Here is a 26,229-nt window from a genome sequence, read left to right as displayed (position 1 = left end):
CCCTTATATCTTTTTGCAATAACCTTTAACCTTCATGTCGAATCGTAAAATTTCGAGAGCCCTCATTTCTGTTTATTACAAAGACAACCTTGAGCCCATCATCCGGCAGCTGGGTAAAGCCGGCGTAGAATTCGTCTCTACGGGAGGCACCCAGGAATTCATTGAAAAGCTTGGCTACAAAGTAACGCCGGTTGAAACGCTTACAGGCTACCCTTCTATCTTCGGAGGCCGCGTAAAGACGCTTCACCCTGCAGTGTTCGGAGGTATACTTTTCAGGCGTGAAGATGCCGGTGACCTGAAGCAGACAAAGGAGTTCAACATCGCTCCTATCGACATGGTGATCGTTGACCTTTACCCCTTCGAGGAAACTGTCGCTAAGGGTGGAACAGAAGAAGACATCATCGAAAAGATCGACATCGGAGGAATTTCTCTCATCCGCGGCGCTGCCAAAAATTTCAATGATGTAATAATTGTATCATCCCGTCAACAATATCCGGAATTACAACAGCTGCTGGAAGCAAAGCAGTGCACTTCAGACCTGGCAGACCGGAAGCGGTTTGCTGCCCTGGCATTCGATGTAACATCGCACTACGATACTGCTATTTTCAATTACTTCAACCAGGAGTTCAAGATGCCTGGTTTCAAAAAGAGCATCCAGCAAAGCCGCACCCTTCGCTATGGCGAGAACCCGCATCAGCAGGGCAGCTACCATGGCGACCTGGAAGCGCTGTTCGAGCAGCTCAACGGCAAAGAGCTTTCGTACAACAACCTGGTAGACGTTGACGCCGCTGTTAGCCTGGTGAAAGAGTTTGAAGGTGAAACAGCCTTTGTCATCATCAAACACACCAATGCCTGTGGTGTGGCTACAGCAGCAACCGTGAAAGAAGCTTACCTGAAGGCATTTCAGGCCGATACGATCTCTGCTTTCGGAGGCATCCTGGCCACGAACAAGACCGTGGACCTGGCGGCAGCGGAAGAGATCAACAAGCTCTTTTTCGAGATCATTATTGCCCCGGATTATAGCCAGGAGGCGCTGAACCTTTTGAAGTCTAAAAAGAACAGGATGATCCTGCGGCAGAAGCAAGGGCTAAAAGAGACCCGCCAGTTCAAGAGCATCCTGAATGGTGTGATCGAGCAGGACCTGGACCTGAAGACCGACGCGAGAGAAGACCTCAAAACAGTAACTAAAAAGGCTCCTACGGCCACTGAAGTGGAGGCGTTGCTCTTTGCCAGCAAGGTATGCAAGCACACCAAGTCGAACACCATTATCCTTGCTGTGAACGGTCAGTTGCTGGCCAGCGGCGTGGGCCAGACCTCGCGGGTGGATGCCCTGAAACAGGCTATCGAAAAAGCTGCGGCTTTCGGGTTCAGCCTCAAGGGCGCAGTGATGGCATCAGACGCTTTCTTTCCTTTTCCCGACTGCGTTGAAATAGCCCACCAGCATGGTATAGAAGCCGTGATTCAGCCCGGTGGTTCTGTGAAAGATCAGGATTCGATCGCCTTCTGCGATAGCCATAACATGGCTATGGTATTTACAGGAATCCGTCACTTTAAACATTAAAACCTGCCACTTCCAAAAGTCAACCCGTGTACGACTTTTGGTCTTTGCAGTCGACTACTTACCGCTAACACCCCTGTTATAACGGACGGGGGTGTTACCAACCCCTTGTAAGTTTTTTCGCTGGATTATACTACTGAATCAATCCAATATTTATGTAATTTCGCCCATCAATTTTTTAACTCACTTAAGCCTCTTAAACTCACAATGGGATTCCTCGACTTCTTCACCAGTGACATTGCCATAGACCTGGGCACAGCAAACACACTCATCATTTATCGGGACAAGATCGTAGTAGACGAACCTTCCATCATTGCGCTCGACAAGCAGGCCAACAAAGTGCTCGCTATTGGCAGAGAGGCTATGCAGATGCATGAGAAGACCCATGAGCACATCAAGACCATCCGCCCGCTGAAAGAGGGTGTTATTGCCGACTTCCAGGCTGCCGAGATGATGATCCGCGGACTGATCAAAATGATCGACACCGGCAAGCGTATGTTCCCACCGTCATACAGGATGGTGATCTGTATCCCATCAGGGATCACCGAGGTGGAGAAGCGGGCTGTGCGCGATTCTGCCGAGCACGCCGGGGCTAAGGAGGTATACATGATCTACGAACCCATCGCTGCCGCTATTGGCACAGGCATCGACATCGAGATGCCGGTGGGTAACATGATCGTTGACATCGGAGGAGGAACCACTGACATCGCCGTGATCGCCCTGTCAGGCATTGTCTGCGACCAGTCAATCCGTGTTGCCGGAGATACCTTTAACCGCGATATCCTTGACTATATGCGTCGCCAGCACAACCTGCTCATCGGCGAACGCTCTGCCGAAAAAGTGAAGATCGAAGTTGGCTCGGCCCTGACGGAGCTGGATGACGGACCCGAAGATTACGAGATCAGGGGCCGCGACCTGATGACGGGTATTCCCAAGACCATCAAGATCTCTTATTCAGAAGTAGCTTTTGCCCTCGACAAGTCAGTATCGAAACTGGAAGAGGCTGTGCTCAAGGCTTTGGAAACATCACCTCCGGAGCTTTCTGCCGATATCTATGAACGCGGTATCTATCTGACCGGAGGAGGCGCGCTGCTGCGGGGGCTTGACAAACGCCTTGCCCTCAAGACCAAGCTGCCCATCCACGTGGCAGAAGATCCGCTGAAGGCCGTTGTGAGAGGAACCGGTGCAGCGCTTAAAAATCTGGAAAAATTCCGTGCTGTATTGATGACCTGATTCCATGGAGAGGCTCTTTCTGTTCTTTTACCAATACCGTGCCTTTTTCACGTTCTTAGTCCTGGAAGTTATTTGCGCCTGGCTGATCATCGAAAACAATCAGTACCAGGGCGCACGTTTCTTTAACTCGTCGAACAGTACCGTTGCAAGCCTCAACACCTTATCGCAGGGCGTGCGGGAATATTTTTTACTGCGCAACATCAACAGCACGCTGGCAGAAGAGAATGCTTACCTGCGCAGCAAGCTCGAGCAGTTCAACCAGTTGAAAGATACCGCCAGTTTTGCCATCACCGATTCAGCAAGGCTCAAACAATTCGATTTCATCAGCGCCAAAGTAGTGAACAACTCCGTGAACCGTTCTACCAACTACCTCACCATCAACAAAGGGTCGGCAGACAGTGTGGCTGCCGGCATGGCGGTGATCAGTCCCCTGGGCGCCGTTGGCAAGGTGAAGGCAGTTTCGAAACACTACAGCGTGGTGATGTCTATCCTCCACAAAGACAACCGGGTGTCTGTGCTGATGACCCGCACCGGTTTCTTCGGCTCTGTGAGCTGGAACGGCCGCGACCCAGATTATGTGCAGCTTGATTTTGTACCCCGCCACGTGGCACCCATGAAAGGCGATACCATCGTTACCTCGGCTTACAACGCCATCTTCCCGGAAGGTGTGATGGTGGGCACCATCGAAGATGTAAAACAGAACGAAACACTGTTCTACGACCTGACCGTGAAGCTCTCGCAGGACTTCCGGAAGCTCTCTTACGTGGAGGTGGTGAGAAGCCATCTCAAACACGAGCAGGATTCTCTTGAAACACCCTTTATGGAGGAGGCGAACCGATGAACAGGAACATCATCATGCAGGGCATTGCCTTCTTCATCTACCTGTTCTACCAGGTGCTGATCCTGAAGAACATTGTGCTGTTCAATACGGCCTTCTGCTTTCTCTACGTGGCTTACCTTTTTTTCCTGCCCGTAGAATCCAATCCGTTGGTGCTGATGGCTGCGGGTTTCCTCATGGGATTTGTGATCGATATGTTCTACGACAGTCTCGGCCTGCATGCTTTTGCCTGCGTGCTGGTGATGTACGTACGCAATTATTGGTTATCTTTAATCACGCCCCAGGGCGGATATGACAGCAACGATACCCCCTCCATTGCCACCCATGGTATGCAATGGTTTGTAGTGTACACCATCCCCATGGTGTTTTTGCATCACTCCGTTCTGTTTTTTATTGAAGCTGGCGGATTCGGCATGTTTTGGTTCACACTCTGGAAAGTGGTTACGAGCACCCTGTTCACCTCCCTGGTAACGGTGATCGTACAGTACCTCTTCCCAAGTAGCAGATACCGGTAGATTTTTTAAACTAACTTAACCATCTGTCTGTTGGTGGTTATGATTAAAGCGCGCTCATTATGAACGAGGGCAGAAAAGAAATTATACAGTTGACATTTATTGTGGTCGGGATCATCTTCCTGATCAAGCTGTTCTTCATCCAGGTGATAGACAGTAAGTACCGCGAGCTGGCAGACAGTAATGCCATTCTTCCGAAAGTTGATTACCCCATCAGGGGACTCATCTACGATCGCAACGGCAAGCTGATCGTTTACAACACGCCGGAGTTCGACCTCCAGATCGTGAAGAACGAGGTGAAGAACCTAGACACCGCTGCCTTCTGCGATGTGTTCTCCAAAACCCGCCAGGAGCTGAAACAATTGTTCAAGGACCTGAAGGCCAAACGTGAATACTCACCGGTTAAACCCACCGTTTTTATTTCAAAGCTCTCGGAGCTTGACTTTGCCAGGATCCAGGATCGCATCGACGAATTTCCCGGCTTCTACATCCAGGCCCGTAGCACAAGAGCTTACCGGTCTAAAGCCATGGCCAACGCGCTGGGATATGTGAGCGAGATCTCCAAACAACGCCTCGACAAAGATGACAAGGGCATTTACCGCCAGGGCGACTATATTGGCCAGAGCGGAATTGAAGCGTTTTATGAAGATTCGCTTCGCGGCAGGGGAGGCGTGCGCTATTTGCTGCGCGATGTGGACGGCATTGTACAGGGTTCATTCGATGGTGGCAAGGCCGATGTGCTGGCGGTTCCTGGCAAGAACCTGACCACCACCGTGAGCATCGAGCTGCAGGAATATGGCGAGTACCTGATGGAAGGCAAGGCAGGAAGTATCATCTGCATCGAGCCCTCTTCGGGAGAGATCCTTGCCATGGTGTCAGGACCTTCGTATGACCCCACCAAACTCACCGGCAAGAATTACAGCCAGAACTTTGCGCTGATCAGCAACGATACGAACAAGCCGCTTTTTAACAGGCCTTTGATGGCGCAGTACAGGCCCGGTTCCATTTTCAAGGTTGCCCAGGCTATGGTGGCGCTGCAGGAAAAGGTGATCACACCAGAAACACGCGTTCCGTGCGACCGGTCGATCATCGGCTGTCACGGTCCGCATTCCAATGAAGACCTGCGCGGTGCCATCACCAACTCTTGCAACCCTTACTTTCACAATGTGCTCCGCAGAATGTTGAACCAGGGAAAATCAAACAATCCGTTTGACGATACCCGCATCGGGCTGGCGGAATGGAACCGGCACATCACAAGCTTCGGCTTTGGCAAACCGCTCGGCATAGACCTCCCCAACGAAAAAGGCGGACTGATGCCGTCACCTGCGTTTTACGACCGGGCTTATGGCGGCAGGCCGTGGAAGTTCTCCAACATCTACTCCATTGCTATCGGCGAGGGTGAAAATCTTGTAGTGCCGTTGCAGATGGCCAACTTCGCAGCCACGGTTGCCAACAAAGGTTATTACATCATACCTCACCTGGTGAAATCGATCGGCGACTCGGGCAAGCCCCTGCCGCAGTACCTGGAGAAACATTACACCACCATCGACCCCGAGAACTTTGCTATCGCCGCAGACGCCATGGAAGAGGTGGTGCGCTCAGGCACAGGACAATTCCGCGCCAGCCTGAAAGACATTGTTGTGTGTGGCAAAACGGGTTCCGTTCAAAACGATGCACGAACCATGCGCCAGGCAAGGCCAGACCACTCAGTATTCATCGCCTATGCGCCCAAAGAAAACCCGCAGATAGCGGTATCGGTTTACGTTGAATTCTCAGGACAGGGCGCACGTGCGGCTGCCTCTATCGCGAGCTTGATGATCGAAAAATATCTGTATGGAGAGACCAAACGGCCTCACATCGAAGAATATGTTAAACGGGGGAAGTTTTTAGATTGAGGCAGGAACAAAACATAACGCAAAAGATAGACTGGGTTACAGTAGGACTGTACATGGCTATCGTTTTTATGGGATGGCTGAATATTTTCGCCGTTACCTATCATCAGGGAGAGAACCAATCGATCTTTGACCTGAGCCTGAACTCTGGAAGGCAGCTGATGTTCATTGTCACCTCGGGCATTCTGGTGGCGGCCATCCTGATCATCGACAGGCAGTTCTACGAGACCTTCGCTTATATCATCTACGGGTTCATTCTTTTTTTGCTGCTGCTGGTGCCGATCATCGGTAAAGAAGTGGGCGGTAACAAAGCATGGCTCGGTATCGGATCGTTTGGCGTGCAGCCCTCCGAGTTCGCCAAGTTTGCCACGGTATTGGTAGTGGCCAAATTCATCGGCTCCATCGGCTTCAGGATGGACAACCTGCGAAACCAGGCTGTGCTCTTTGCGCTGATCGGCGCCCCGATGCTGCTGATCCTGCTTCAGAAAGACTACGGTACCGCCATGGTGTTCCTGGTGTTCCTCATCGTTTTTTATCGTGAAGGCATGTCGCCCTTCCTGATCCTGATAGGACTGGGAGCAGCTGCCATTTTTATCCTTACGTTATTGGTCGAGAACACCTGGATCCTGTATATCGGTATTGGTGTGATCTGGGCTGTGGCCATTCTCATGAACCGGCGGAAGAAGTTAAAAACCATGATCCTGATCACGGCAGGAGCTATTGCCCTGGTCTTGATGATCAGCAGTGTGGATATAGTCTTCAACCTGCTGGAAGACCACCATCAGCGAAGGATCGTATCGATGCTGAACCCGGACTCTGATCCGCTGGGATATGGATGGAACGTTACGCAATCTAAGATCGCTATCGGCAGCGGTGGCTTTTTCGGAAAGGGATTCCTGGAGGGAACGCAAACCAAGTTCAACTTCGTACCGGAACAAAGCACCGATTTTATTTTCTGTACCATTGGCGAAGAACATGGCTGGATCGGAAGCCTTTTCACCATCGCGCTGTTCATTGCGCTGCTGCTGCGCGTTGTCTTTCTTGCCGAACGGCAGAAGAACAGGTTCGCCCGTGTTTACGGTTATTCCGTGGCCTGCATTTTCTTTTTCCATTTTGCCGTGAACATCGGCATGACGGTGGGACTGTTCCCTGTGATCGGTATCCCCCTGCCATTCTTCAGCTACGGCGGATCGTCACTCTGGGGCTTTACAATACTGCTATTTATTTTCCTGAAGCTGGATGCGCACAGGATGCAGGTGCTGCAGAGGCTTTGAGGAGGCAAGAGGTACGAATTGCGACTACTAAGCCCATTATTTCAAGAGTCTGGCAGAGTGGTGAATGCGGAGTATTGTTACTTCTTCTACTGGCGAAAGATTATAAACGATCCTGTAATGCCCTTCGATCAATTCTCTGAGTGAATCCTGAGCAAATTCTGGAACTATCCTTCCTGAATTTGGGAAATCAATCAGTTGTTCTACTCTGTCGATTATCTTATCAATGAACCGGTCTGCATAGAATTGTGAATCCCTTGAAATGTACTCATGAATGGACTTCAAATCCTGTAATGCAAACTCCGTCCATACTATTTCCGCCATTCTTTTATGTTGTTCTTTACCTGATCATGTGTTAAAGTCCTGCCTTCACTCATTTGTTTAATACCTTTTTCCACTTTCTCGACGAAAAGAAGTCGTTCAATAAGATCTTCTAACTCGAACTCCTGTGGAAGATCATTTACCGTTTCTAGCACTTTATCCTTCCTCATATCATCAATTTTCAAATAATATACACAATAATATTCAATTTTTTATCGTGAACTACAGACAACCGTCACGTCAACTAAATCTCTTTTCAACCATCTCCATAAACTCATGAAACTCTTTGCTATCCCTATCCCACGTGGAGGAGTGTTTCTCCAGGTAGTGAAGGGCGGCGTTCATGTCGGGCAGCTGGTCGAGGTCATCGATGGCGCGGCTGAATGATTCGAAGTCGCCGTAGAAGAGCACTTTGGTGAACATGAACTTCTGGTTGATGCTGAGGTTATCTTTGATCCTGGCGATCTTCCGGAAGCTGTCGATCACTTCGGGTTGCTTCACCTTGTTCATTCTTTCGTTGAGCGTTGGCTCTGTCTTCGTTTCATGCACGGGCACCTTCTTTTCAGACATCGGTTTGTTCTCACGCACCACGGGCTCTGAAAAAAGCGACCGAGGTTCTTCGGGCTGCCTGACGGGTTCAGGCGCTTTGGACGAGAAGAATGACGCCGGATCGAGCGGAACTACCTGCGAGAATCTGGCAATATAATCGTCGAGGTCTTCGGGTGTGAAGTTCACTTCTTCAAGGATCTGGTCGAGCACGGCAAAAGCTTCGTTGCCCTGGATCTCGGTGGTATTCTTTTCCTCCAGCTTGTGAAGCATGCGTTCCAGCGGTGCCTTGTTCACTTTCAGGTATTTGATCTCTTCGCGAAAAGCGCTTACCTCGAGCCGGTTTTCTTTACCGACAATGAGCATGGAAAAAAAATCGTAAGGATTGAAGATTGCCAGCAGGGTTTGGCTGACGGCCTTTTTCAGCAGTGGAGCAAAGTTGGCGCGGTCTACAGAGATGTGGTTGGAGAGCACGGTCATGTAGGTATTGAGGGCCTCTTTTACCTCAGGGTTACCGTTATCGAAATAGATGCTTTTCTGCTTGCGGGTTTCTTCTCTCCAGGCTTTGAACAGCTCACGGATCACGAACAGGTTCACCTGCTGCACATTGCAGAGCGTTAAGATCTCCGGCCCCGTTATTTTCTCTTTCGAGGAAAAAAAAGCTTTCAGAACCTTATCGGCATACGCATCTCCATACTGGGCTATTGCTTCCAGGCTAATCTTTTCGTCCATACGTTGCAGGTATCAGATTAATAACTTATTTGGCGTTATAAAGTTAGGTTTTTTGACCCAATGTAAACATTTAAATAACGTAAACATGGCGCGGATCGTGATTGCCAATTGGGCCGAAAAGACACTGGAAGTGACCGACCTGTCAAAAACACTGCTGCGCCATCTCCACGACCACCAGCTCGACTGGATGCATTCCTGCGGGGGAAAGGGGCGCTGCACTACCTGTAAGGCAATCATTGCGGAAGGAGCAGAAAATTTCATACCAGTTACTGCGGCCGAGCAAAAATACCGCAACATGGGCGCCCTGAAGAACACAGAACGCCTCGCCTGCCAGGCCGTAATCACCGGCGACGTTAAAATCGTTGTTCCGGACGAATACAAGCTTCCGCACATCAACTATGCCATGCCATAATACAGCCCCGAAATCTCTCCGTACGGGTTGATTGTAGGCGGCAGAGACGGTATTTTGCACCATGTTTATTGAACCCAATTTTGGAGGCAAGCCGCACCAGGAGCGCGCCGGTTGGATAGAAGTGATCTGCGGCTGCATGTTCTCCGGCAAAACAGAAGAGCTGATCCGCCGGCTCAACCGCGCCATCATCGCCAAACAAAAGGTAGAGATCTTCAAACCGGTGATCGATAAACGGTATCACGACATCAAGATCGTTTCGCATAACGAGACCGCCATCCGCTCAACACCTGTGAACTTCGCCAACGACATGCTGCTGCTGGCCGGCGACTGCGATGTGGTGGGCATCGATGAAGCACAGTTCTTTGACGACGCCATTGTGGATACCTGCAACACCCTTGCCAACCAGGGAAAAAGAGTGATCGTAGCAGGGCTCGATATGGACTTCGAAGGAAAACCTTTCGGCCCTATGCCCAACCTGCTGGCCATTGCCGAGTTTGTGACCAAGGTTCACGCCATCTGCGCACAAACCGGTGAGCTCGCCTCCTTCTCCTTCCGCCTCTCTCCCAACGATCAACAGGTGATGCTGGGTGAATCAGGCCAATACGAAGCCCGCAGCCGCAAAGCTTTTTTTGAAGGCATGAAAAATCGAAAGAAATGAACCTCCCCTGCCCCCTCCTGACTCCTGGCTCCTGGCTTCTGACTTCTTGCATTTTCCTCCTTACTTCTTACTCCTTACTCCTTATTCCTTCTCACCTCCAGGCTCAATCAACAATCCCCCTCAACACCTGGCGCCTGCACCTCTCTTACAACACCATCAACAGTATTGCTACCGCAGATCAACTGATCTTCGGTGCATCAGAAAGTGGCATCCTGGTGCTTGACCGTGAAGACAACAGCATTGCCACTTACAACACACTGAATGGTTTAAGTGGCACCGGCATCACACACATCGCTTATGACGCTGCCCGCAAGCAACTTCTGATAGCGTATGCCGATGGCAACCTGGACATCATCAGGGATAATACTGTCAGGAATTTTAATCGCCTCAAAACTTCGCAGCTGATCACAGGATCAAAAACCATCCATCACATTGCCATCCTTGGCGACCTCGCTTATCTCTCCGCCGACTTTGGCGTGGTGGTATTCGACCTGAAGCTGCTCGAGCTGAGGGAAACCTGGAGAGACCTGGACGCCACCGGCAAAGTATTGAAGATCTTTGAAAGCACTTTTTATAACGACAGCATTTTTCTGGCCACCGAAAAAGGTGTGATGGCCGGCAACCTTAATGCTAACCTGCTCGACTTCAACAACTGGAAGCGGACTGACACCGGTGACTTCGCCATAGCAGCAACGTCGGTAACCCGCTTCAACAACAAGGTTTACGCCGCTCTTACCAACCGAGGTGTCTATCGTTATGACAATGGAAAATGGCAACGGGAAACTGTCATTACAGGAACAAGCTTTGGCCCCCTGAGCGCTTCTGCCAGCAACCTGCTCATCATTGCCGACAACAGCCTTTGGAAGCTAAGCGCCTCTGGCATGCTCACACCGGTGACAGCAACGCCGATCTCTGCGCCACTCACCGCTGTGGCTGATGTGCAGGGCAATCTTTGGATTGGCGACCGGCAAAACGGATTGCTGATCGACGTTACCGGAACATTTGTTTCCGTTCTTCCCAACGGCCCCACGTTCTCTGAAGCATTCAGGATGAAATATCTCTCCGGAAAATTATTCATCCTGGGAGGAGGCTTCGACGCTGCCAGCAACCCACGCAACAACAACGGGGTGTTTAACATTTTTTCCGATGGCCAGTGGCAGTCCACAGCATCAACAGGCGATCTCACAGATGCAGCCCTCCTGAACAATGAGCTGTATCTCTCATCATTCGGTTATGGCGTTGAGCGCACTGATAACGCGGGCATCAAAACTGTTTTTAATGAAACAAACAGTCCGCTGCAGAAGACGGGCACTGCTCCGGCCTCGGTGTACGTCACCGACATCGAAGCTTCTGACGCCAACTTATGGGTGGCCAATTATGGTGCTTCACAATCGCTTCATGTTTTCAGCAACAACGCCTGGCAATCATTCGCGTTCCCGTTTTCAGCAGCGCGTTATCCTTTGACACTCACCATTGACATGAGTGGCAACGTGTGGGCGGCACTGGATCCCGCACAGGGTGGCGGCGTTCTGTTTTTCGACCCGAATGACAACAGGAGTTCGTATAAAACGGAAGCAATAGGCGCGGGCGCATTGCCTTCGAGGGCGGTGCGGACTATTGTCACAGACCGCGAGGGATACGTATGGGTGGGAACAGACCAGGGCATAGCCTACTTCTTTTCTCCCAACGCTGATGCCGTGAAGCCCATCTTCGAGAACCGTTTTCTGTTGCGTGATGAGAAGATCACCTCCATCGCCGTGGATGGCGGCAACCGGAAGTGGATCGGCACCGAACGGGGTGTGTGGCTTTTTGATGGCGCCGGAGAAAAGCTCATTTACAATTTCACAACCGCCAACAGTCCGCTGCTCTCAGACAGGATCCGCCACATCGAGATCAACGATGAAACCGGCGAAGTTTTTTTTGCAACAGACAACGGCATCGTTTCATACCGTGCAGATGCCACTGTAGGCGCCCCTGCATTCCAGGATCTGAAGATCTTCCCTAACCCGGTAACTGCGCGCTTCTCGGGCACCGTAGGCATCACAGGACTGGCCACTGATGCCATTGTGAAGATCACCGACATCAGCGGAAAATTGATCTGGCAAACGCAGGCCAGTGGCGGCACTGCCACCTGGAATGTGAGAGACTACAACGGCAGGCGCGCTGCTACCGGTGTTTACCTGGTGTTCGCCGCCACCGAAGACGGCGCCGAACGTGTGGTGGGCAAGATCGCCGTAATTACGGAGGAGTAATGCTGTGAACTTCAGACGATAAAGTTTTTTAAGTATGAGATTTCAGGTACGAAGTACGAGGGACGAGGTACGGAATGCAGGGCGCTCTAATGTACCTCGTCCCTCGTACTTCGTACCTATTACGCGCCAATGTTCAATTTCGTTGATTCAGTAAGATGTTACACAAAACCCGCGGCATTGTTTTCAGGTTCACGAAGTATGGCGAGACCTCCATCATCGTTACCATCTTTACCGAGCTGTTCGGGTTGCAGAGCTACATGGTAAATGGGGTGAGAAGTAAATCGGCCAAGAACAAGATCGCTTTGTATCAGCCGCTCACACTGCTGAACCTGGTGGTGTATCATCGTGAACACGCCAACATCGAGCGCATCAAAGAGATCCATTGCTTCCATCCTTACCAGTCGCTCACGGCCGACATCAAAAAATCGACCATCGCTATCTTTCTCACAGAGCTCCTGAACAAAACCGTAAAAGATGAAAGTCATACGCAGGAGATGTTTACCTTCCTCGCCGATTCGCTCATTACCATAGACGGGCTTCAGGGGGGGCATGAGAATGCACACCTGATTTTTATGATCAGGCTCAGCCGTTACCTGGGCTTCGGTCCACAGTTTGTGAACGAAGTGCTTGGTGGCAGGATCACCGATGAGGAAACAGAAAAGGTCCTCGGGAGATTGCTCACGGCGAGTTATGATCAATCGCCTGCAACAACCAATCTACAACGGAAAGAGCTGCTTGACTTATTACTGAAATTCTATGCGGAGCACCTGGAAAATCTCGGGGAATTTAAGTCGGTGCAGGTGCTGAGAGAGATTTTGGGTTGACTCAGCGTTTTCGTCGGGTCCCAACCCTTTGAGGGTTTTGAACCCTCAAAGGGTTGAACGAGCTTCGTTACCTCAACTCGAGTCTGAACCCTACACCATGATAGTTGACAATTTGCACCGCGGGATCTTCTTTGAGGTATTTGCGGAGCTTGGATATGAAGACGTCCATGCTGCGGCCCATGAAATAATCGTCGTCACCCCACACATGTTTCAATATCTCTTCGCGCTTCAGCACACGGTCGCGGTTCTGGTAGAGCAGCTTGAGCACTTCTGCTTCTTTCTGCGTGAGCGTTTTTTCGGAGCTGGTATTCTTCAGCGTGAGATTAAAATGATCGAACTCGAACTGGCCTACCTGAAAAACTTTGCCATCGGGTAAAACAGCGTGGCCATTGCTTCTTCTTAAAAATACTTCGATGCGGTAGATCAGCTCTTCGAGGCTGAAAGGTTTTGTGATGTAATCATCGGCCCCGGTCTGAAAACCTGCCAGCTTGTCTTCGGTCATCGATTTGGCTGTGAGGAACAGGATAGGCACATGACTGTTCTTTTCGCGGATAGCTTTGGCGAGTGAAAAACCATCTTTCTTCGGCAGCATCACATCCAGGATACAAAGATGGAACGGCTGCTCATGAAAAGCATTTTCGCCCTCCTCACCGTCTTTGCAGAGGGTAACCTGATAACCTTTGAGGATCAGGTTGTCTTTGATCACAAAACCCAGGCTGGGGTCATCTTCTACAAGCAGGATCTTCTTGGTATTCATGTCCATGGCTGGTGAAATCATGCAAGGGGCAGGCTTATCCTGAAAGTGCTTCCGCTTCCCAGCTCACTTTCAAGCCTGACATTTCCCTTATGCGCTTCGATGATCGATTTTACGTAGTTGAGCCCGATGCCGAAACCTTTCACATCGTGCACGTTGCCGGTAGGCACCCGGTAAAATTTCTGAAACACCCGCTTCTGGTCTTCAGGGCTGATGCCGATACCGTTGTCTTCGATCTCGAGCGTCAGGTTCTTATGGCCATCGGAAGTACGCAACAGGATCTGCGGTGCCGTTTTGCAGTACTTGATGGCATTATCAATCAGGTTGTAAAGCACATTGGTGAGGTGAAGCTTGTCTGCTTCGATGGTGTGTTGTGTAGCCCGCAGGTCGCACGAAATGGAACCATGCTTGTCTTGGAGAGATCCTGACGTGTTGCGGATAGCATCCTGGATCACCTGGTGCACATCCACGATCTCCTTTTTGAGTCCGATGTCTTCCTTGTCGAGCCGGGCCATCTGCAGCACACGTTCCACCTGTTGCTTCAGCCGGGTGTTCTCTTTTTCGATGATGGTGGTGTAGTTCAGTAACCGCTCGGGCTGATGTACGATGTTCGGATCTTTGAGCACTTCCGTGGAAACGGCGATGGTAGAGATCGGCGTTTTGAACTCATGCGTCATGTTGTTGATAAAATCTTTCTGGATCTCCGACAGCCGCTTCTGTTTCAGGATGACAAACAACGTATACCCGAAGAATACGATCACCACCAGCAACACCACAGATGAGAACGACCAGATACCCATCTGATTGATGAGCTGCGCCTCGCGGTTGGGAAACTGCACGCCGAAATAGTACGCGTAATGGTTCCAGGCGGGCAGCTTTTTGCTGGTCACTTTTTCTTTGGCGGTCTGCAGCGGCACATAATCGCCATATTTCATTTTTTCGCTGGTACAGTCGTAGACGCCGTATTCAAAATCAGCGTTGATGTTGCGTTTTTCAAACTCCGACCGCAGCAAAAACTCAAGCAAACTGGCATCCACTTCGCCATTGACCATCACAATAAAATAGTTGGTAGACACCTGCTTTACGGGGTTCATGGCAGGCGAGGGGGTGTTGTTGATGGCGAAGATCTGGTTGGCCACATTGAAGAGCGCGGCATTGACCGTTCGTTCAAACTCACCCTCCTTCAGATCAAAAGCCCTTCTGACCCAGTAGATCTGCGTAATGGTAATGCCTACGATACACAGCGTGCCGAGAATGACAATAAAACGGATGGATGAACTTTTCACACAATAAAAATACAATAAAGATCGCTGGAAGCACCCGCGTTTAACATCTCATTAACAATATTTAGCGAATCATTAACACGATATTTGTGGTGCTGCTACGAGTTTTGCATTGGTTCGAACACAATAATATTCATCTTAAATCTACAGATCATGAAAAAAATTGCTTTAACATTCTTTTCCCTGGCGTTGGTAGCGAGCCTTGTTGCCATGAATACCCGGCCGGTAAGCGGAAACCCCGATGCCGCCATTTTCAACTGGACCCGCATTGAATATGATTTCGGCAAGATCAAGGTTGGTGTTCCGGTGACCTATGAGTTCAAGTTCACCAACAAAGGCGATATTCCGCTGGTGATCTCAACCGTACAGGCCTCCTGCGGCTGCACCGTAACATCGTATACCAAAGACCCCATCGCACCCGGCGCTGAGGGTTATGTGAAGGCCACTTACAATGCGGCCAGCATCGGACAGTTCACTAAAACCGTGACCGTCAACGCCAACACCGAAGAAGGGGTGGCAAAACTCACCATCAAAGGTGAAGTGGTAGCCCTGTAAACGGCATTCAAAAACGCTTTTGCGGATGGCTTTCGTGATCTTGTAACGAAAGCCATTTTTTTTGCCAGAACTTCAACTGTAAACGTTTTCGAAAAAATTATTGGAATATCAGGACCGCGTTGCGATGGCTAAGACCTCTATTTAATAAATTTGTAGAAGGTCATTACTAAACAACCATGTCCGCCAACTACAACGAGGCTGTTTCTACGCGTTATCACATTTATAACAGCCTATTCCTGAACCTTCCGTACACCGGCATTTACCGCACCGGCACCTTGCTGCCCTTGCTGCAGCAGGCCTGCGAAGAGGGTTTTGCCAAGGGAAAAGAGCCCCGGGCCATTATCAAGAAGTTCTTCCAGGACTTCACGCCCAATGCCACGCGTGAAGAGCAGTTCAACCTGCTGTTCAACTTCATCCAGTATACCGAACGTCAGGTAGTATTGTTCGATTCGGTGGAGGATGCCGCCTTCGACCAGATCAACGACCTGCACGGAAAGGGAACAGTCTCGGCATTGCTGCTGCGCGCCTCTTCTGAAGGACAGATCGATGCACTGAAAAAGAAGCTGGAAGATTTCAGCGTGCGGGTAGTGCTTACCGCGCACCCTACCCAGTTCTACCCCGGCAATGTGCTGGCCATCCTCAACGACCTGGAGGAGGCGATCCGCGAAAGCAAGCTGGAGCATATCAACCTGCTGCTGCGCCAGCTCGGCAAGACGGCTTTCATCAACCGCTCGAAGCCGACACCCTATGACGAGGCCATAAGCCTGTCGTGGTTCCTCGAAAATGTATTTTACCCCGTTATCCCTGAGATCATCCTCAAGCTGATGACGGGCCTGAACATAGACCTGGATTCGTGGAAGAACTTTGACCTGATCAAGATCGGCTTCTGGCCCGGTGGCGACCGTGACGGCAACCCGTTTGTTACACACGCCATCACCCTGCAAGTAGCGCAACGGTTACAACAGACCCTGATGCGTTGCTACTACCGCGATGCCCGGTTCCTGAAAAGAAGACTCACCTTCAAAGGTGTGGATACCATTATCGCCGACGTTGAACGCAAGATCTATCCGCTTGCGTATGGCAATACCAAAGACGGATACAAAAATGCGGAAGCAATCCTGGAAGACCTGAACAAGGCCCGCACGCTGCTGATCGAAGAGCACCGCGGACTGTTCCTCAACCTGCTGGACGAGCTCATTCTTAAGGTGAAGATCTTCGGATTTTATTTCGCCAGCATGGACATCCGGCAAGACAGCCGCAAACATATCTACGCCTGGGAAGCCATTCTCAAGCAGCTTCAAACAAAGAACAAAAAGCTCAAAGACCTCGCCAAACGTCCGGAGCAGGAACAGATCGACACGCTGCTGAAGCTCAAGTTCAAACCACAGTCGCTGAAATTCGAAGACCCGTTTGTATCGGAGCTGATCGAGAGCATCAAGGTGATCGGCGAGATCCAGGCGATCAATGGCGAAGAGGGATGCCACCGTTATGTGATCAGCAATTGCCAGTCGTCGCTGGATGTGGTACGTGTATACCAGCTCGCCAAACTTTTGCTGGCCAAAGGTGATGACCTCACACTCGACATTGTGCCGCTGTTCGAAACCATTGAAGACCTTGCGCATGCCCCCTCCGTGATGGATGCGCTTTACAGCATACCAGCTTACCGTGAGCACCTGAAACGCCGCGGCAACAAGCAGACCATCATGCTCGGATTTTCTGACGGCACCAAAGATGGCGGCTACCTGCGCGCAAACTGGTCTATCTTCAGGGCTAAGGAGAACCTCACCATCCTGTCACGTGAACATGGACTCACCGCTGTGTTCTTCGACGGCCGCGGTGGCCCCCCGGCACGTGGTGGTGGAAACACCCACGATTTCTATGCTTCCCTGGGAGAGACCATCGAAGACAAGGAAGTACAGATCACCATCCAGGGCCAGACCATCAGCTCGAACTTCGGCAAACCTGTTTCATGTCTCTTCAACCTCGAGCAGCTTCTTTCCGCAGGCATCGAGAACGATGTGTTCAGGAACAACGTAGTACAACTCTCCGACAAGGAAAAAGCGCTGCTGGAGTCACTCGCCGAGGCTGGCCACAAAGCTTACCTCGACCTGAAGCACCACCCGAAGTTTGTTCCTTATCTGGAAAAAATAACACCACTCTCTTTCTTCGGCGATATCAATATCGGCTCACGCCCTGTGAGGCGCAGCTCCGGCGACGGACTCAAGTTCGAAGACCTGCGGGCCATTCCTTTTGTAGGATCATGGGCCCAGATGAAACAGAATATTCCCGGTTTTTACGGCGTGGGCAGTGCCCTGAAACGATTGAAGACCGAAGGAAAGATGAAGGAGCTGAAAGCCCTTTATTCAGAATCGCTTTTCTTCCGCACCCTGCTGGCCAACAGTATGATGTCGCTGACCAAATCGTATTATCCGGCCACGGCTTACCTGTCTAAAGACAAAGAGTTCGGAGAATACTGGAACATCATGTTCGACGAATATGAGCTTTCCATTGCCATGATCCTTGAAGTGTCAGGATTGTCGGAGCTGATGGAGAACAATCCCGTGAACCGCGACTCAGTAAAGCTCCGCGAGCGCATCGTTCTGCCGCTGATCACCATCCAGCAGGCGGCACTACAACAGCTCAGAGACCCCCAGCCAGCCAAAGAAAAGGACTTCGAAAAAGAATACCGGAAGCTGGTGCTGAGGTGTATGTTTGGGATCATCAATGCTGCCAGGAACTCAGCTTAGGTGTAGTTGCCAGGAGCCAGAAGCCAGGAGTAAGGAGCCAGGAGGCCTGACGAATTCGGGGAGGGTTGATTGAACACTGGTGCTTCGGAATGCCGAAGGTACGAGGTAAGAGGTACGAATTACGAGGTACGAAGTACGAGTGAGTGTGAGTTAACACCGCGCTGCTGTGGACTGTGGACCGTCGACTGTGGACTCTAACTGGCGGTGACAAAAAGCAGTTGACCCGGATACTAGCCCTCTCCTTGCCTACTGCTTTTTTGCCTACCGCCTACTGAAGAGAGTCCTTCTCAGTTTCACGATGCTATTTCTTTGCTACCAGTCCGAATGACTTGGCCATGTTGATAAATTCGATGCGGTAGCCTTCTTCGTCTTTTCCACGGGCACCGGCTGCGAGCTCCAGTACTTCGTCGTATGAAAAGTCTTTGATGAACTCCGATTCGCGCAGCAGCATGCCGAAGGCTGCCACCGAAGCAGACCAGCGGAAATTATCAGAAGTTCTGGCGAGGGACGTATGGGTATCGATCAGCGGATGCTCGATCAGCCTGCTTTTGTTCTCATCCGGTTTTTTATAACGCAGCTTGATGGTCATCAGCTCATCGGATTGTTTTGCCGATGACGCTACCTTGTTAGACTGATATTTCAGGTCGTCGATCTTGAAAGCCTCGCTTTCCACACCCACCGGTATGATCTCGTACAACGCTGTTACGGTGTGACCGGAGCCCAGCTCGCCTGCATCTTTCTTGTCATTGTTGAAGTCTTCACTCTTCAGCATCCTGTTCTCATAACCGATGAGGCGATACGCTTTCACTTTGGCAGGATTGAATTCAATCTGGAGCTTCACATCTTTGGCAATGGTAAAGAGGGTGCCTCCGAATTCGTTCACCAGCACTTTTCTGGCCTCTGAAATATTGTCGATGTAAGCGTAGTTACCGTTGCCTTTGTCTGCCAGCGTTTCCATTTTTGAGTCTTTATAGTTGCCCATGCCATAGCCGAGCACGGTGAGAAAAACACCACCTTCTCTTTTCTCTTCGATCAGTCTTTCCATGGCGGCATTGCTTGACTCACCCACGTTGAAGTCGCCGTCTGTTGCCAGGATCACACGGTTGTTGCCTTCCCTGAAGTGTTCTTTGGCCAATGCATAAGCCAGCTTCAATCCCTGCCCTCCGGCGGTGGAGCCACCGGCTTCGAGCCTGTCGAGCGCAGCGATGATCTCCTTCTTGCGACTGCCTGAAGTGGGCTCCAGCACCACACCTGCAGCACCGGCATACACCACTATGGCAACGTGATCCTGCTCCCGCAACTGTTCTACCAGCATGCGGAACGAGCTCTTCACCAGCGGAAGTTTATTGGGATCGGCCATGGAGCCGGATACATCGATGAGAAATACAAGATTTGATGGCGGAAGATCTTCAGTGGCGATCTTTTTGCCCTGCAGGCCGATGTGCACCAGGCGGTGTTTGGCATTCCAGGGGGCTTCGGAGATCTCGGTGTGTACGGCGAAGGGGTGCTCACCTTCGGGCTGGCTGTAGTCGTAATCAAAATAGTTCACCATCTCTTCAATGCGCACGGCATCGATGGGCGGGCGCTGGCCGTTGCTGATGAATCGCCTGATGTTGCTGTAGGAGGCTGCATCCACATCGATGGAGAAAGTGGAGAGCGGATTCTTTAAAGCTTCGTGGAAAATATTTTCATTGATGGCATCGTATTCTTCGGTGTTGTGTTGCACCGGTTGATAGTCTGCATATTCTGCTTCTTTGGCCGCACGTCTCTTCACTGATCTAGGGCCTCTGGTGGCTGTAATACCAGCCGCGCGCCCCTGGAGCACCATGCTTTGCTTTTGTACTCCGTAACCGGTGACCACCACCTCATGCAAAGCCTTTGTATCTGCTGACATTGAGACATCGATCACCGTTTTTGTTCCGACGCTGATCTCCTGACTCACATAACCGATAAATGAAAAGGCCAGCTTTGCACCGGTTGCCGGTACTTTGATCTCGTACTTTCCTTGTCCGTCAGTAACAGTGCCTGTGGATGTGCCGATGAGAATAACATTGACACCAGGTAATGGGCTTCCGTCTTCAGAGGCGGTGACGGTTCCCGTGATCGTTCTTTCCTGTACTTGCCCAAAACTGAGCAATAGAAAACCTGCTATGAGGTAAACCCATATCTTCTTCATAGGCTGTGTGTTTAAATTTCCATGAAGATGTCCCGCGGAAAAAATTCCATATCGTTGCGCCGGAAATTTTTGTTTACTTTGAAAAATGCTTTCGGCTGACGATTATAAAAAACTGACGGATGAGGAGCTTGTGGCGCTTTATAAGCAAAGTGAGCAGCTTGATGTGATCGGTGAGCTGTATCAACGTTACACCTCGCTGGTGTTCGGTGTGTGCCTCAAGTACCTGAAAGACCGCGAAGAAAGCCGCGACGCCGTGATGCAGGTATTTGAAAAGCTGATCGTAAGCCTGAAAGAACACGCGGTGAGCCAGTTCAAAGGCTGGTTATACGTGACGGCCCGCAATCATTGCCTGATGCAGCTGCGATCGAAAAAAGGTAAAAATTTCGAAGAAATTTCGCCTTTTATTATGGAAACCGACCCCGAAGCGCATCTGCAAGACGTGCCGGAAATAGAGACAAATCTTAGTAAATTAGAGAAATGTATCGAGACACTGGGCGAGGAACAGAAACTATGTGTGAGATTGTTTTATCTGGAGCAGAAATGTTATAAAGAGATCACCGAAATCACCGGTTTTGACCTCAACAAGGTGAAAAGTCATATTCAGAACGGCAAAAGAAACCTCAAGATCTGCATGGAACGTAATGGGCAGGCGTAAACACGATATCGAACGTTATTTGCGGGGCGAAATGACCCCCAGGGAAATGCATGCCCTTGAAAAAGAGGCGCTTCAGGATCCTTTCCTTTCAGAAGCGCTGGAAGGGGCCAACCAGATCGGACCAGACTCCTTCCTGTTCGACCTGAAGGAGCTTCACAACACCTTACACCAGCGCACCCAGGCACGAAGGCCTAAAGTGATCTCACTCTGGCGCTGGTCTCTGGGCATTGCCGCCGGCCTCATACTGCTGGCGGTTGCCAGTGTTTACATCATCGGCAACCTGAGCAACCACCGGCCAGACCAGACCCTGGCGGTGAACAAAGAGGTCGCTCCACAAACTGCCGCAGACACTACGGTAGAAGTAAAACATGATACAATAGCCAGCAGGCCTGCCGCTGGCCAGGCGATCGCGTTAAACAAACCAGCACAACCTGCTCAGGCGAAAAAGAAATCATCCGGCCAATCGAGACCTCAGGTACCAACCTCCAATCCTGTTGCCGGCGCTGCTTCACGCGATGAAGAGACCGCTTCGCAGGTAGAAAGGGTGGCGCAGACAGAAGCGATTGAAACTGAAGATCAACGGATCGTTGAAGCAGACCTGGCCGAAGCCCCCAGGGAAATTGAAAGGGCTGATGACAATGCTGGTGCCGCTGACAAAAAAAGAGCACAGGCTTCCCGTGCTTCAGAAGCCCGAAGGGAAGTAGCTGCTAACCCTCGAACCATCCAGGGTAAAGTGATCTCCACGGAAGACGGCATGCCCCTACCCGGTGTGAATGTGATGGTAAAGGGTACTAACATCGGCACCATCACCGATGAAGTGGGCCATTACCAGATCGCCTTAAACGACCCGAAACAAACCCTTGTATTCCAGTTCATCGGCCTGAAGGAAGTTGAGGTCAGGGCGGAAAACAATCGCGAGATCAACATCCAGATGACACCTGATTATACTGAGCTGAGTGAAGTGGTTGTAACAGGCGCAGGCACAACGAACAACAACGTGCTGCAATTTGCCGAACCTCAGGGTGGACGCAACGCCTTTGAAAAATACCTGGAAGAAAAAATGAATTATCCCGAGCTGGCGCTTGAGAACAAGGTCGAAGGCAGGGTAACGGTTCAATTCACTGTGGATGCCAACGGTCAGCTGGGTGAGTTCAAGGTGATCAAAGGCATCGGTTACGGGTGCGACGATGAAGTGATCAGGCTCATCAAGGAAGGCCCCGCCTGGAATCCCTCCAAACGCAACGACCGGCCTGTAAAAGACAAAGTGAAGGTGAGACTCAAGTTCGACCTGCCGGATTGAATGCAAATCAGTCAACGGTCCACAGACGAGTAGTGTTTAAACAATTGACAGTTGACAAGGTAACAATTGACAACGGCTAAAAGAAAAGCGCTGCCTCGTCTTAACTTGAATCTGAGGCGGCGCTTAGTTTTTAAAGTCTATCCTTTGTCAACTGCTCCCGAGACCATCGGGATTGTCAACTGTCGACTGACTAAACGAATCCATTAACAACACAACGCACTTGCTGTGGACTGTGGTCCGTCGACCGTAGACTGTATTTCTAAACTACCTTTCTTCTGATCAGCTTGGCGTAGGTGCGGCTTACGGGGAAGCTTTTTCCGTTTTGCATTTTCACCACCATGCCACCGTTGAAGTGTTTTTCAATTTCCTTCAGCGCATTGATGTTGATGATGGTGCTGCGGTGCACGCGGATGAACAGCTCCGGGTTGAGGATCTCTTCGAGCTTGCCGATGCCGGAAGAGCTTACAAACTGGTCATTCTTGGTGGTGAGTATGGTGTAGTCGCCTGAAGCTTCGAGGTACACGATCTCTTCCACGGGCAGGTTGAGAAGCTTCTCCGATTTCTGAACAAAGATGTGTGAGTCGTATGAGGTTTTGTTCTCGGTCTTGATGCTGCGTAAGAGCTCGCCTACGTTGTTCTGCTCGAGCTTCATTCTGCTGATGGCGCGTTCAACGGCCACCTTGAAACGTTCCTGGTCGAGGGGTTTGAGCAGGTAATCTACGGCATTCTTTTCAAAAGCGCGGATGGCGTATTGATCATAGGCGGTACAAAATATAACAAACGGATCGTGTGTGATCTCGTCAAGCACGTCGAAGCCGGTCATGCCGGGCATCTGCACATCGAGGAAAACGAGATCAGGTTTTAACTTATCGATCACTTCAACAGCTTCTTTTCCTTTGGTGCCCTCTCCAACGATCTGAATATTGGGCATTTGCTGAAGATATTCAGTAAGAAGATCGCGGGCTAACTTCTCATCGTCTACAATAACACAGGTTATGTTCATTGGATTGTGGATTTATGTATTACTTGGTTTGTGGTTTGATTTGTTGTTGAGATCATTTTTTGAAAGGCATTACCCTGCTTTGTTCAGCGTCTGCTGATTTTCGGGCTCTGCCTGCGTTTCGCTGAGGGCCTCTTCGAAAGGAATGAAGAAGCTGACGGAATAACCCCATTCGTTTGAGCGGATCCTCAGGCCGGAGCTTGCCCCAAAAATACTTTTAAGGCGCTGGTCTGTATTCTTCAATCCCACGCCGCTGGAGCTTCCGTCCATCACCTTTTTCGCTTTAGATCCCAGCCCATCATCTTTCACTTCGAAGAAGATCATGTTATTGAAACGTTTAATGGTGAGCACAATTGTACCGCCGTCGTCTTTGGGAGCAATGCCATACTTCACTGAGTTCTCAACGAGCGGCTGCAGGATCATGGGCGGGATATAAACACTAAGGCAGGAAAAATCAACCTGCTTCACAAACTTAAGGCGATCGCCAAAACGCACTTGCTGAATGCGGATATAGTTGTCGATAAAGTCAAGCTCGTGGATCAGCCGTACCATCTGGTCGCCATGCGAATCAAGGGCATACCGGAAAATATCCGAGAGCTGCGTGATAACCCTGCGCGCCTGCTCCTTGCTGGAACCGATAAGCGTGTTGATGGAGTTGAGCGTGTTGAACAAAAAGTGCGGGTTGATCTGCGACTTCAGCAGCGAGATCTGCATTTCGCGGTTCTTGATATTGAGCTCGCTCTTCTCGTGCTCCTGCTTCTGCTGCCCGTCGAAATAACGGATCACATAATATACGGCGATGGTGATAATATATTGATCGTGAAAATGCAATCCTTCCCATTTCAGCAGCTGAACGAGGTGATCTTTCCAGTTTTCGAAGTACACAAAACCCTCCACGTAGTCTTCCAGGTAGTATGAAAGGGTGCCCATGGTAAGGAAGTACATCATCACACCGGCCGTGTGCCCGGCTACCTGTATGTATATATTGTATTTAAAAAGTAAATTGCAGTAGAAGAAGATCGCAACGATCAGAATGCAAAGTGCCTCGAAAAGGTACAACGCGTTCCAAAAAATGTAGGTATTAGGAGTTTCCAGCTTCCATTCCAGGAAAGTACCCACAGCGTAATTAATAGCATACCAGAAACAGAGCAGCAAATAGGCCCTTTTCCAGATACGCGGTATGTCATCAATAAACTTCAAGCCGGTGAAATTGAGAATAAAGTTACGGAATGGAAAGCAAAAGCGATTAACACGGGTTAATGCACGATAAATATTCAATTTGGGTGGATAATCCTACATTACATTTGACGGACAACCGTTATTAATGATATTCGACAGCTAATTAAGGTGAAAAAACTGCTATTTATACTCGTTATTGCGTTGCCGGTCGTTAGCCGGTCGCAGAACCTTACGATTTCTGCCCGAATTCAGGACAAGGAAACCGGGGAAGCCCTTGGTTTTGCCTCCGTGGGGGTAAAAGGGGTTGCTATCGGCACTATATCGAACGAACAGGGTGAATTCGATTTTCACGTGCCCCCGGAGAACCGCAACGACATCCTGGTGGTGAGCATGCTGGGCTACCGCAGCTTCGAAGCCCCGATCTGGACCCTGGCGGGCATTGCAGACCAGGTGATCACGCTTGACAAGTCGCCGATCGAGCTGCAGGAGATCGTGGTGTCTGACACACTGACAGGTGGCGACATCCTGGGCATCGCACTTTCACGCATCGAACAAAACTATCCCATGGAGCCTTTCCTGATGGATGGCTTCTACCGCGATATCAAAAAAGTAGGCGGAACCTATATTTCCCTGCTGGAAGCGGCCGTACAGATCTACGACGAAAACTATTCGGAACCCAGAAACAAGTACAGGCTGCGCGAACGGGTGAAGCTGTTGGAAGTGCGCAAGAGCATTGGCTACGAAAGTAAATTCACACACTATTTCGACCAGATCAACCTGCTGGAAGATCTTTTGCTTCACAATGATGTACGCTACCGCAAAGTTGACCTCGAGGGCGAGGTAGTTGAAAACGCAGGGCGCGAAAAAAATTCATTTTACGACGGGCACGCCATCTACGTGGTGACCTACGATAAAGAATACAAGCTGAAGGTGTATATCGATAAGGAAGATTTTTCGATCATTCACCTGGAGCTGGAAGACTCGACCGAGCACGGCTACCTCGGCAAGAAAAAGAATCTCATCAGTAAATATGTGGGCCTCAAAAAGACGCTCGACTTCAGGCGCTACCAGGGCAAGATGTACCCGAACTACATCACGGTAACGTCGAGGATCAACTGGTACGACGCCAAGACTGACGAGATCAGGTTCGAAACAGAGCTTTTTCAGCAGCTCCTCATCAACCGCGTGCGCGCCAATTCAGCAGAACGGATTGGCTCCACCGAAAGAATGCGCAACTACAGCCTGCAGTACCAGGATCAACCTTACAACAAAAAATTCTGGGAAAACTACAACGTGATCAAAGAGACTCCCCTTGACACCAAGATCCTGGCCGACCTCGAAAAGCTCGCGCCGCTGGAGAAACAGTTTGAGGAATATTGAAATCAGTTGACAGTTGACAATGAAGCAATTGACAACGGATGAGTGTAATGTTCACAGGTGTATTTCAATTCCAATAAGAACAACGCAAGGGCAATTGACCCCACATATTGTCAATTGCCCTGTTGTCAACTGTCAACTAAAACCACTCAAT

General features: G+C 50.3%; 22 protein-coding genes. 15 read left to right on the top strand and 7 right to left on the bottom strand.

Annotated features, from left to right (window positions below; all coding sequences use genetic code 11):
- The first annotated feature begins 34 nt into the window (after nt 1–34).
- The 6 genes from purH (at nt 35) to rodA (ending at nt 7,307) form a co-directional block, all read left to right on the top strand.
- Nucleotides 35–1,561 carry a bifunctional phosphoribosylaminoimidazolecarboxamide formyltransferase/IMP cyclohydrolase gene (purH, locus tag KK083_RS22070; RefSeq protein ID WP_254167660.1) on the top strand — a complete coding sequence of 509 codons (1,527 nt, stop codon included), beginning with the start codon at nt 35–37 and terminating at the stop codon, nt 1,559–1,561.
- A 204-nt stretch (nt 1,562–1,765) separates the two neighbouring features.
- Complete coding sequence (locus KK083_RS22065) at nt 1,766–2,791, top strand: rod shape-determining protein (protein WP_254167658.1); 1,026 nt, start codon at nt 1,766–1,768, stop codon at nt 2,789–2,791.
- A gap of 4 nt (nt 2,792–2,795) precedes the next feature.
- Entirely contained in the window at nt 2,796–3,632 is an 837-nt protein-coding gene (gene mreC / locus KK083_RS22060; RefSeq protein ID WP_254167656.1) for a rod shape-determining protein MreC, read from the top strand.
- Nucleotides 3,629–4,144, top strand: coding sequence for a Rod shape-determining protein MreD (locus KK083_RS22055; protein ID WP_254167654.1), 516 nt, complete (start codon nt 3,629–3,631; stop codon nt 4,142–4,144). The genes mreC and KK083_RS22055 overlap by 4 nt, the downstream gene beginning before the upstream one ends.
- A gap of 59 nt (nt 4,145–4,203) precedes the next feature.
- On the top strand, nt 4,204–6,036 hold the full coding sequence (locus KK083_RS22050; protein ID WP_254167652.1) for a penicillin-binding transpeptidase domain-containing protein: 1,833 nt from the start codon (nt 4,204–4,206) through the stop codon (nt 6,034–6,036).
- On the top strand, nt 6,033–7,307 hold the full coding sequence (gene rodA, locus KK083_RS22045; RefSeq protein ID WP_262899589.1) for a rod shape-determining protein RodA: 1,275 nt from the start codon (nt 6,033–6,035) through the stop codon (nt 7,305–7,307). Before KK083_RS22050 ends, rodA begins: the two co-directional genes overlap by 4 nt.
- Nucleotides 7,308–7,343: 36 nt before the next feature.
- On the opposite strand, the gene KK083_RS22040 is transcribed toward rodA, so the two are convergent.
- Entirely contained in the window at nt 7,344–7,628 is a 285-nt protein-coding gene (locus KK083_RS22040; RefSeq protein ID WP_254167648.1) for a type II toxin-antitoxin system RelE/ParE family toxin, read from the bottom strand.
- A gap of 237 nt (nt 7,629–7,865) precedes the next feature.
- The gene (locus KK083_RS22035; RefSeq protein ID WP_254167646.1) at nt 7,866–8,903 is read right to left on the bottom strand and encodes a DUF8457 domain-containing protein; all 1,038 of its coding nucleotides are present in this window, start codon (nt 8,901–8,903) and stop codon (nt 7,866–7,868) included.
- A gap of 85 nt (nt 8,904–8,988) precedes the next feature.
- Here KK083_RS22035 and KK083_RS22030 point away from each other — a divergent pair, with 85 nt between their 5' ends.
- From KK083_RS22030 to recO, 4 genes are all read left to right on the top strand, one after another.
- Nucleotides 8,989–9,315 carry a 2Fe-2S iron-sulfur cluster-binding protein gene (locus KK083_RS22030; RefSeq protein ID WP_254167644.1) on the top strand — a complete coding sequence of 109 codons (327 nt, stop codon included), beginning with the start codon at nt 8,989–8,991 and terminating at the stop codon, nt 9,313–9,315.
- Nucleotides 9,316–9,376: 61 nt separating this feature from the next.
- A complete protein-coding gene (locus KK083_RS22025) occupies nt 9,377–9,973 on the top strand; it encodes a thymidine kinase (protein WP_254167642.1) in 597 nt (198 codons plus the stop codon).
- Nucleotides 9,970–12,225: a type IX secretion system anionic LPS delivery protein PorZ gene (gene porZ / locus KK083_RS22020; RefSeq protein WP_254167640.1), complete on the top strand. Its 2,256-nt coding sequence runs from the start codon at nt 9,970–9,972 to the stop codon at nt 12,223–12,225. Before KK083_RS22025 ends, porZ begins: the two co-directional genes overlap by 4 nt.
- 155 nt (nt 12,226–12,380) lie before the next feature.
- Nucleotides 12,381–13,049 carry a DNA repair protein RecO gene (recO, locus tag KK083_RS22015; RefSeq protein ID WP_254167638.1) on the top strand — a complete coding sequence of 223 codons (669 nt, stop codon included), beginning with the start codon at nt 12,381–12,383 and terminating at the stop codon, nt 13,047–13,049.
- Nucleotides 13,050–13,116: 67 nt separating this feature from the next.
- Here the strand turns inward: recO and KK083_RS22010 are convergent, their stop codons facing one another.
- Nucleotides 13,117–13,827: a response regulator transcription factor gene (locus KK083_RS22010; RefSeq protein ID WP_254167636.1), complete on the bottom strand. Its 711-nt coding sequence runs from the start codon at nt 13,825–13,827 to the stop codon at nt 13,117–13,119.
- The gene (locus KK083_RS32685) at nt 13,824–15,089 is read right to left on the bottom strand and encodes a sensor histidine kinase (protein ID WP_254167634.1); all 1,266 of its coding nucleotides are present in this window, start codon (nt 15,087–15,089) and stop codon (nt 13,824–13,826) included. Before KK083_RS32685 ends, KK083_RS22010 begins: the two co-directional genes overlap by 4 nt.
- A 150-nt stretch (nt 15,090–15,239) precedes the next feature.
- Here KK083_RS32685 and KK083_RS22000 point away from each other — a divergent pair, with 150 nt between their 5' ends.
- Nucleotides 15,240–15,641 carry a DUF1573 domain-containing protein gene (locus KK083_RS22000; RefSeq protein WP_254167632.1) on the top strand — a complete coding sequence of 134 codons (402 nt, stop codon included), beginning with the start codon at nt 15,240–15,242 and terminating at the stop codon, nt 15,639–15,641.
- Between the two features lie 176 nt (nt 15,642–15,817).
- Nucleotides 15,818–18,388 (top strand): phosphoenolpyruvate carboxylase, encoded by a 2,571-nt coding sequence (locus tag KK083_RS21995; protein WP_254167630.1) that lies wholly within the window; start codon nt 15,818–15,820, stop codon nt 18,386–18,388.
- Between the two features lie 301 nt (nt 18,389–18,689).
- Here KK083_RS21995 and KK083_RS21990 read toward each other — a convergent pair whose 3' ends face one another.
- Nucleotides 18,690–20,564, bottom strand: coding sequence for a vWA domain-containing protein (locus KK083_RS21990; RefSeq protein ID WP_254167628.1), 1,875 nt, complete (start codon nt 20,562–20,564; stop codon nt 18,690–18,692).
- Nucleotides 20,565–20,649: 85 nt separating this feature from the next.
- On the opposite strand from KK083_RS21990, the gene KK083_RS21985 reads away from it, so the two are divergent.
- Complete coding sequence (locus KK083_RS21985) at nt 20,650–21,219, top strand: RNA polymerase sigma factor (RefSeq protein WP_254167626.1); 570 nt, start codon at nt 20,650–20,652, stop codon at nt 21,217–21,219.
- Nucleotides 21,206–22,519 (top strand): TonB family protein, encoded by a 1,314-nt coding sequence (locus tag KK083_RS21980; protein WP_254167624.1) that lies wholly within the window; start codon nt 21,206–21,208, stop codon nt 22,517–22,519. The genes KK083_RS21985 and KK083_RS21980 overlap by 14 nt, the downstream gene beginning before the upstream one ends.
- A gap of 259 nt (nt 22,520–22,778) precedes the next feature.
- On the opposite strand, the gene KK083_RS21975 is transcribed toward KK083_RS21980, so the two are convergent.
- Nucleotides 22,779–23,522, bottom strand: coding sequence for a LytR/AlgR family response regulator transcription factor (locus tag KK083_RS21975; RefSeq protein WP_254167622.1), 744 nt, complete (start codon nt 23,520–23,522; stop codon nt 22,779–22,781).
- A 69-nt stretch (nt 23,523–23,591) separates the two neighbouring features.
- Entirely contained in the window at nt 23,592–24,719 is a 1,128-nt protein-coding gene (locus tag KK083_RS21970; RefSeq protein ID WP_254167620.1) for a sensor histidine kinase, read from the bottom strand.
- 147 nt (nt 24,720–24,866) lie between these two features.
- Between KK083_RS21970 and KK083_RS21965 the strand changes: the two genes are divergently transcribed.
- Entirely contained in the window at nt 24,867–26,078 is a 1,212-nt protein-coding gene (locus tag KK083_RS21965) for a carboxypeptidase-like regulatory domain-containing protein (RefSeq protein WP_254167618.1), read from the top strand.
- The last annotated feature ends 151 nt before the right edge of the window (nt 26,079–26,229 follow it).

This window comes from Chryseosolibacter histidinae (assembly GCF_018598225.1).
Classification (GTDB): Bacteria; Bacteroidota; Bacteroidia; order Cytophagales; family Cyclobacteriaceae; genus Chryseosolibacter; species Chryseosolibacter histidini.
Note: the sequence above shows the minus strand (reverse complement) of the source record. Positions and strands in the feature narration are given on the sequence as shown.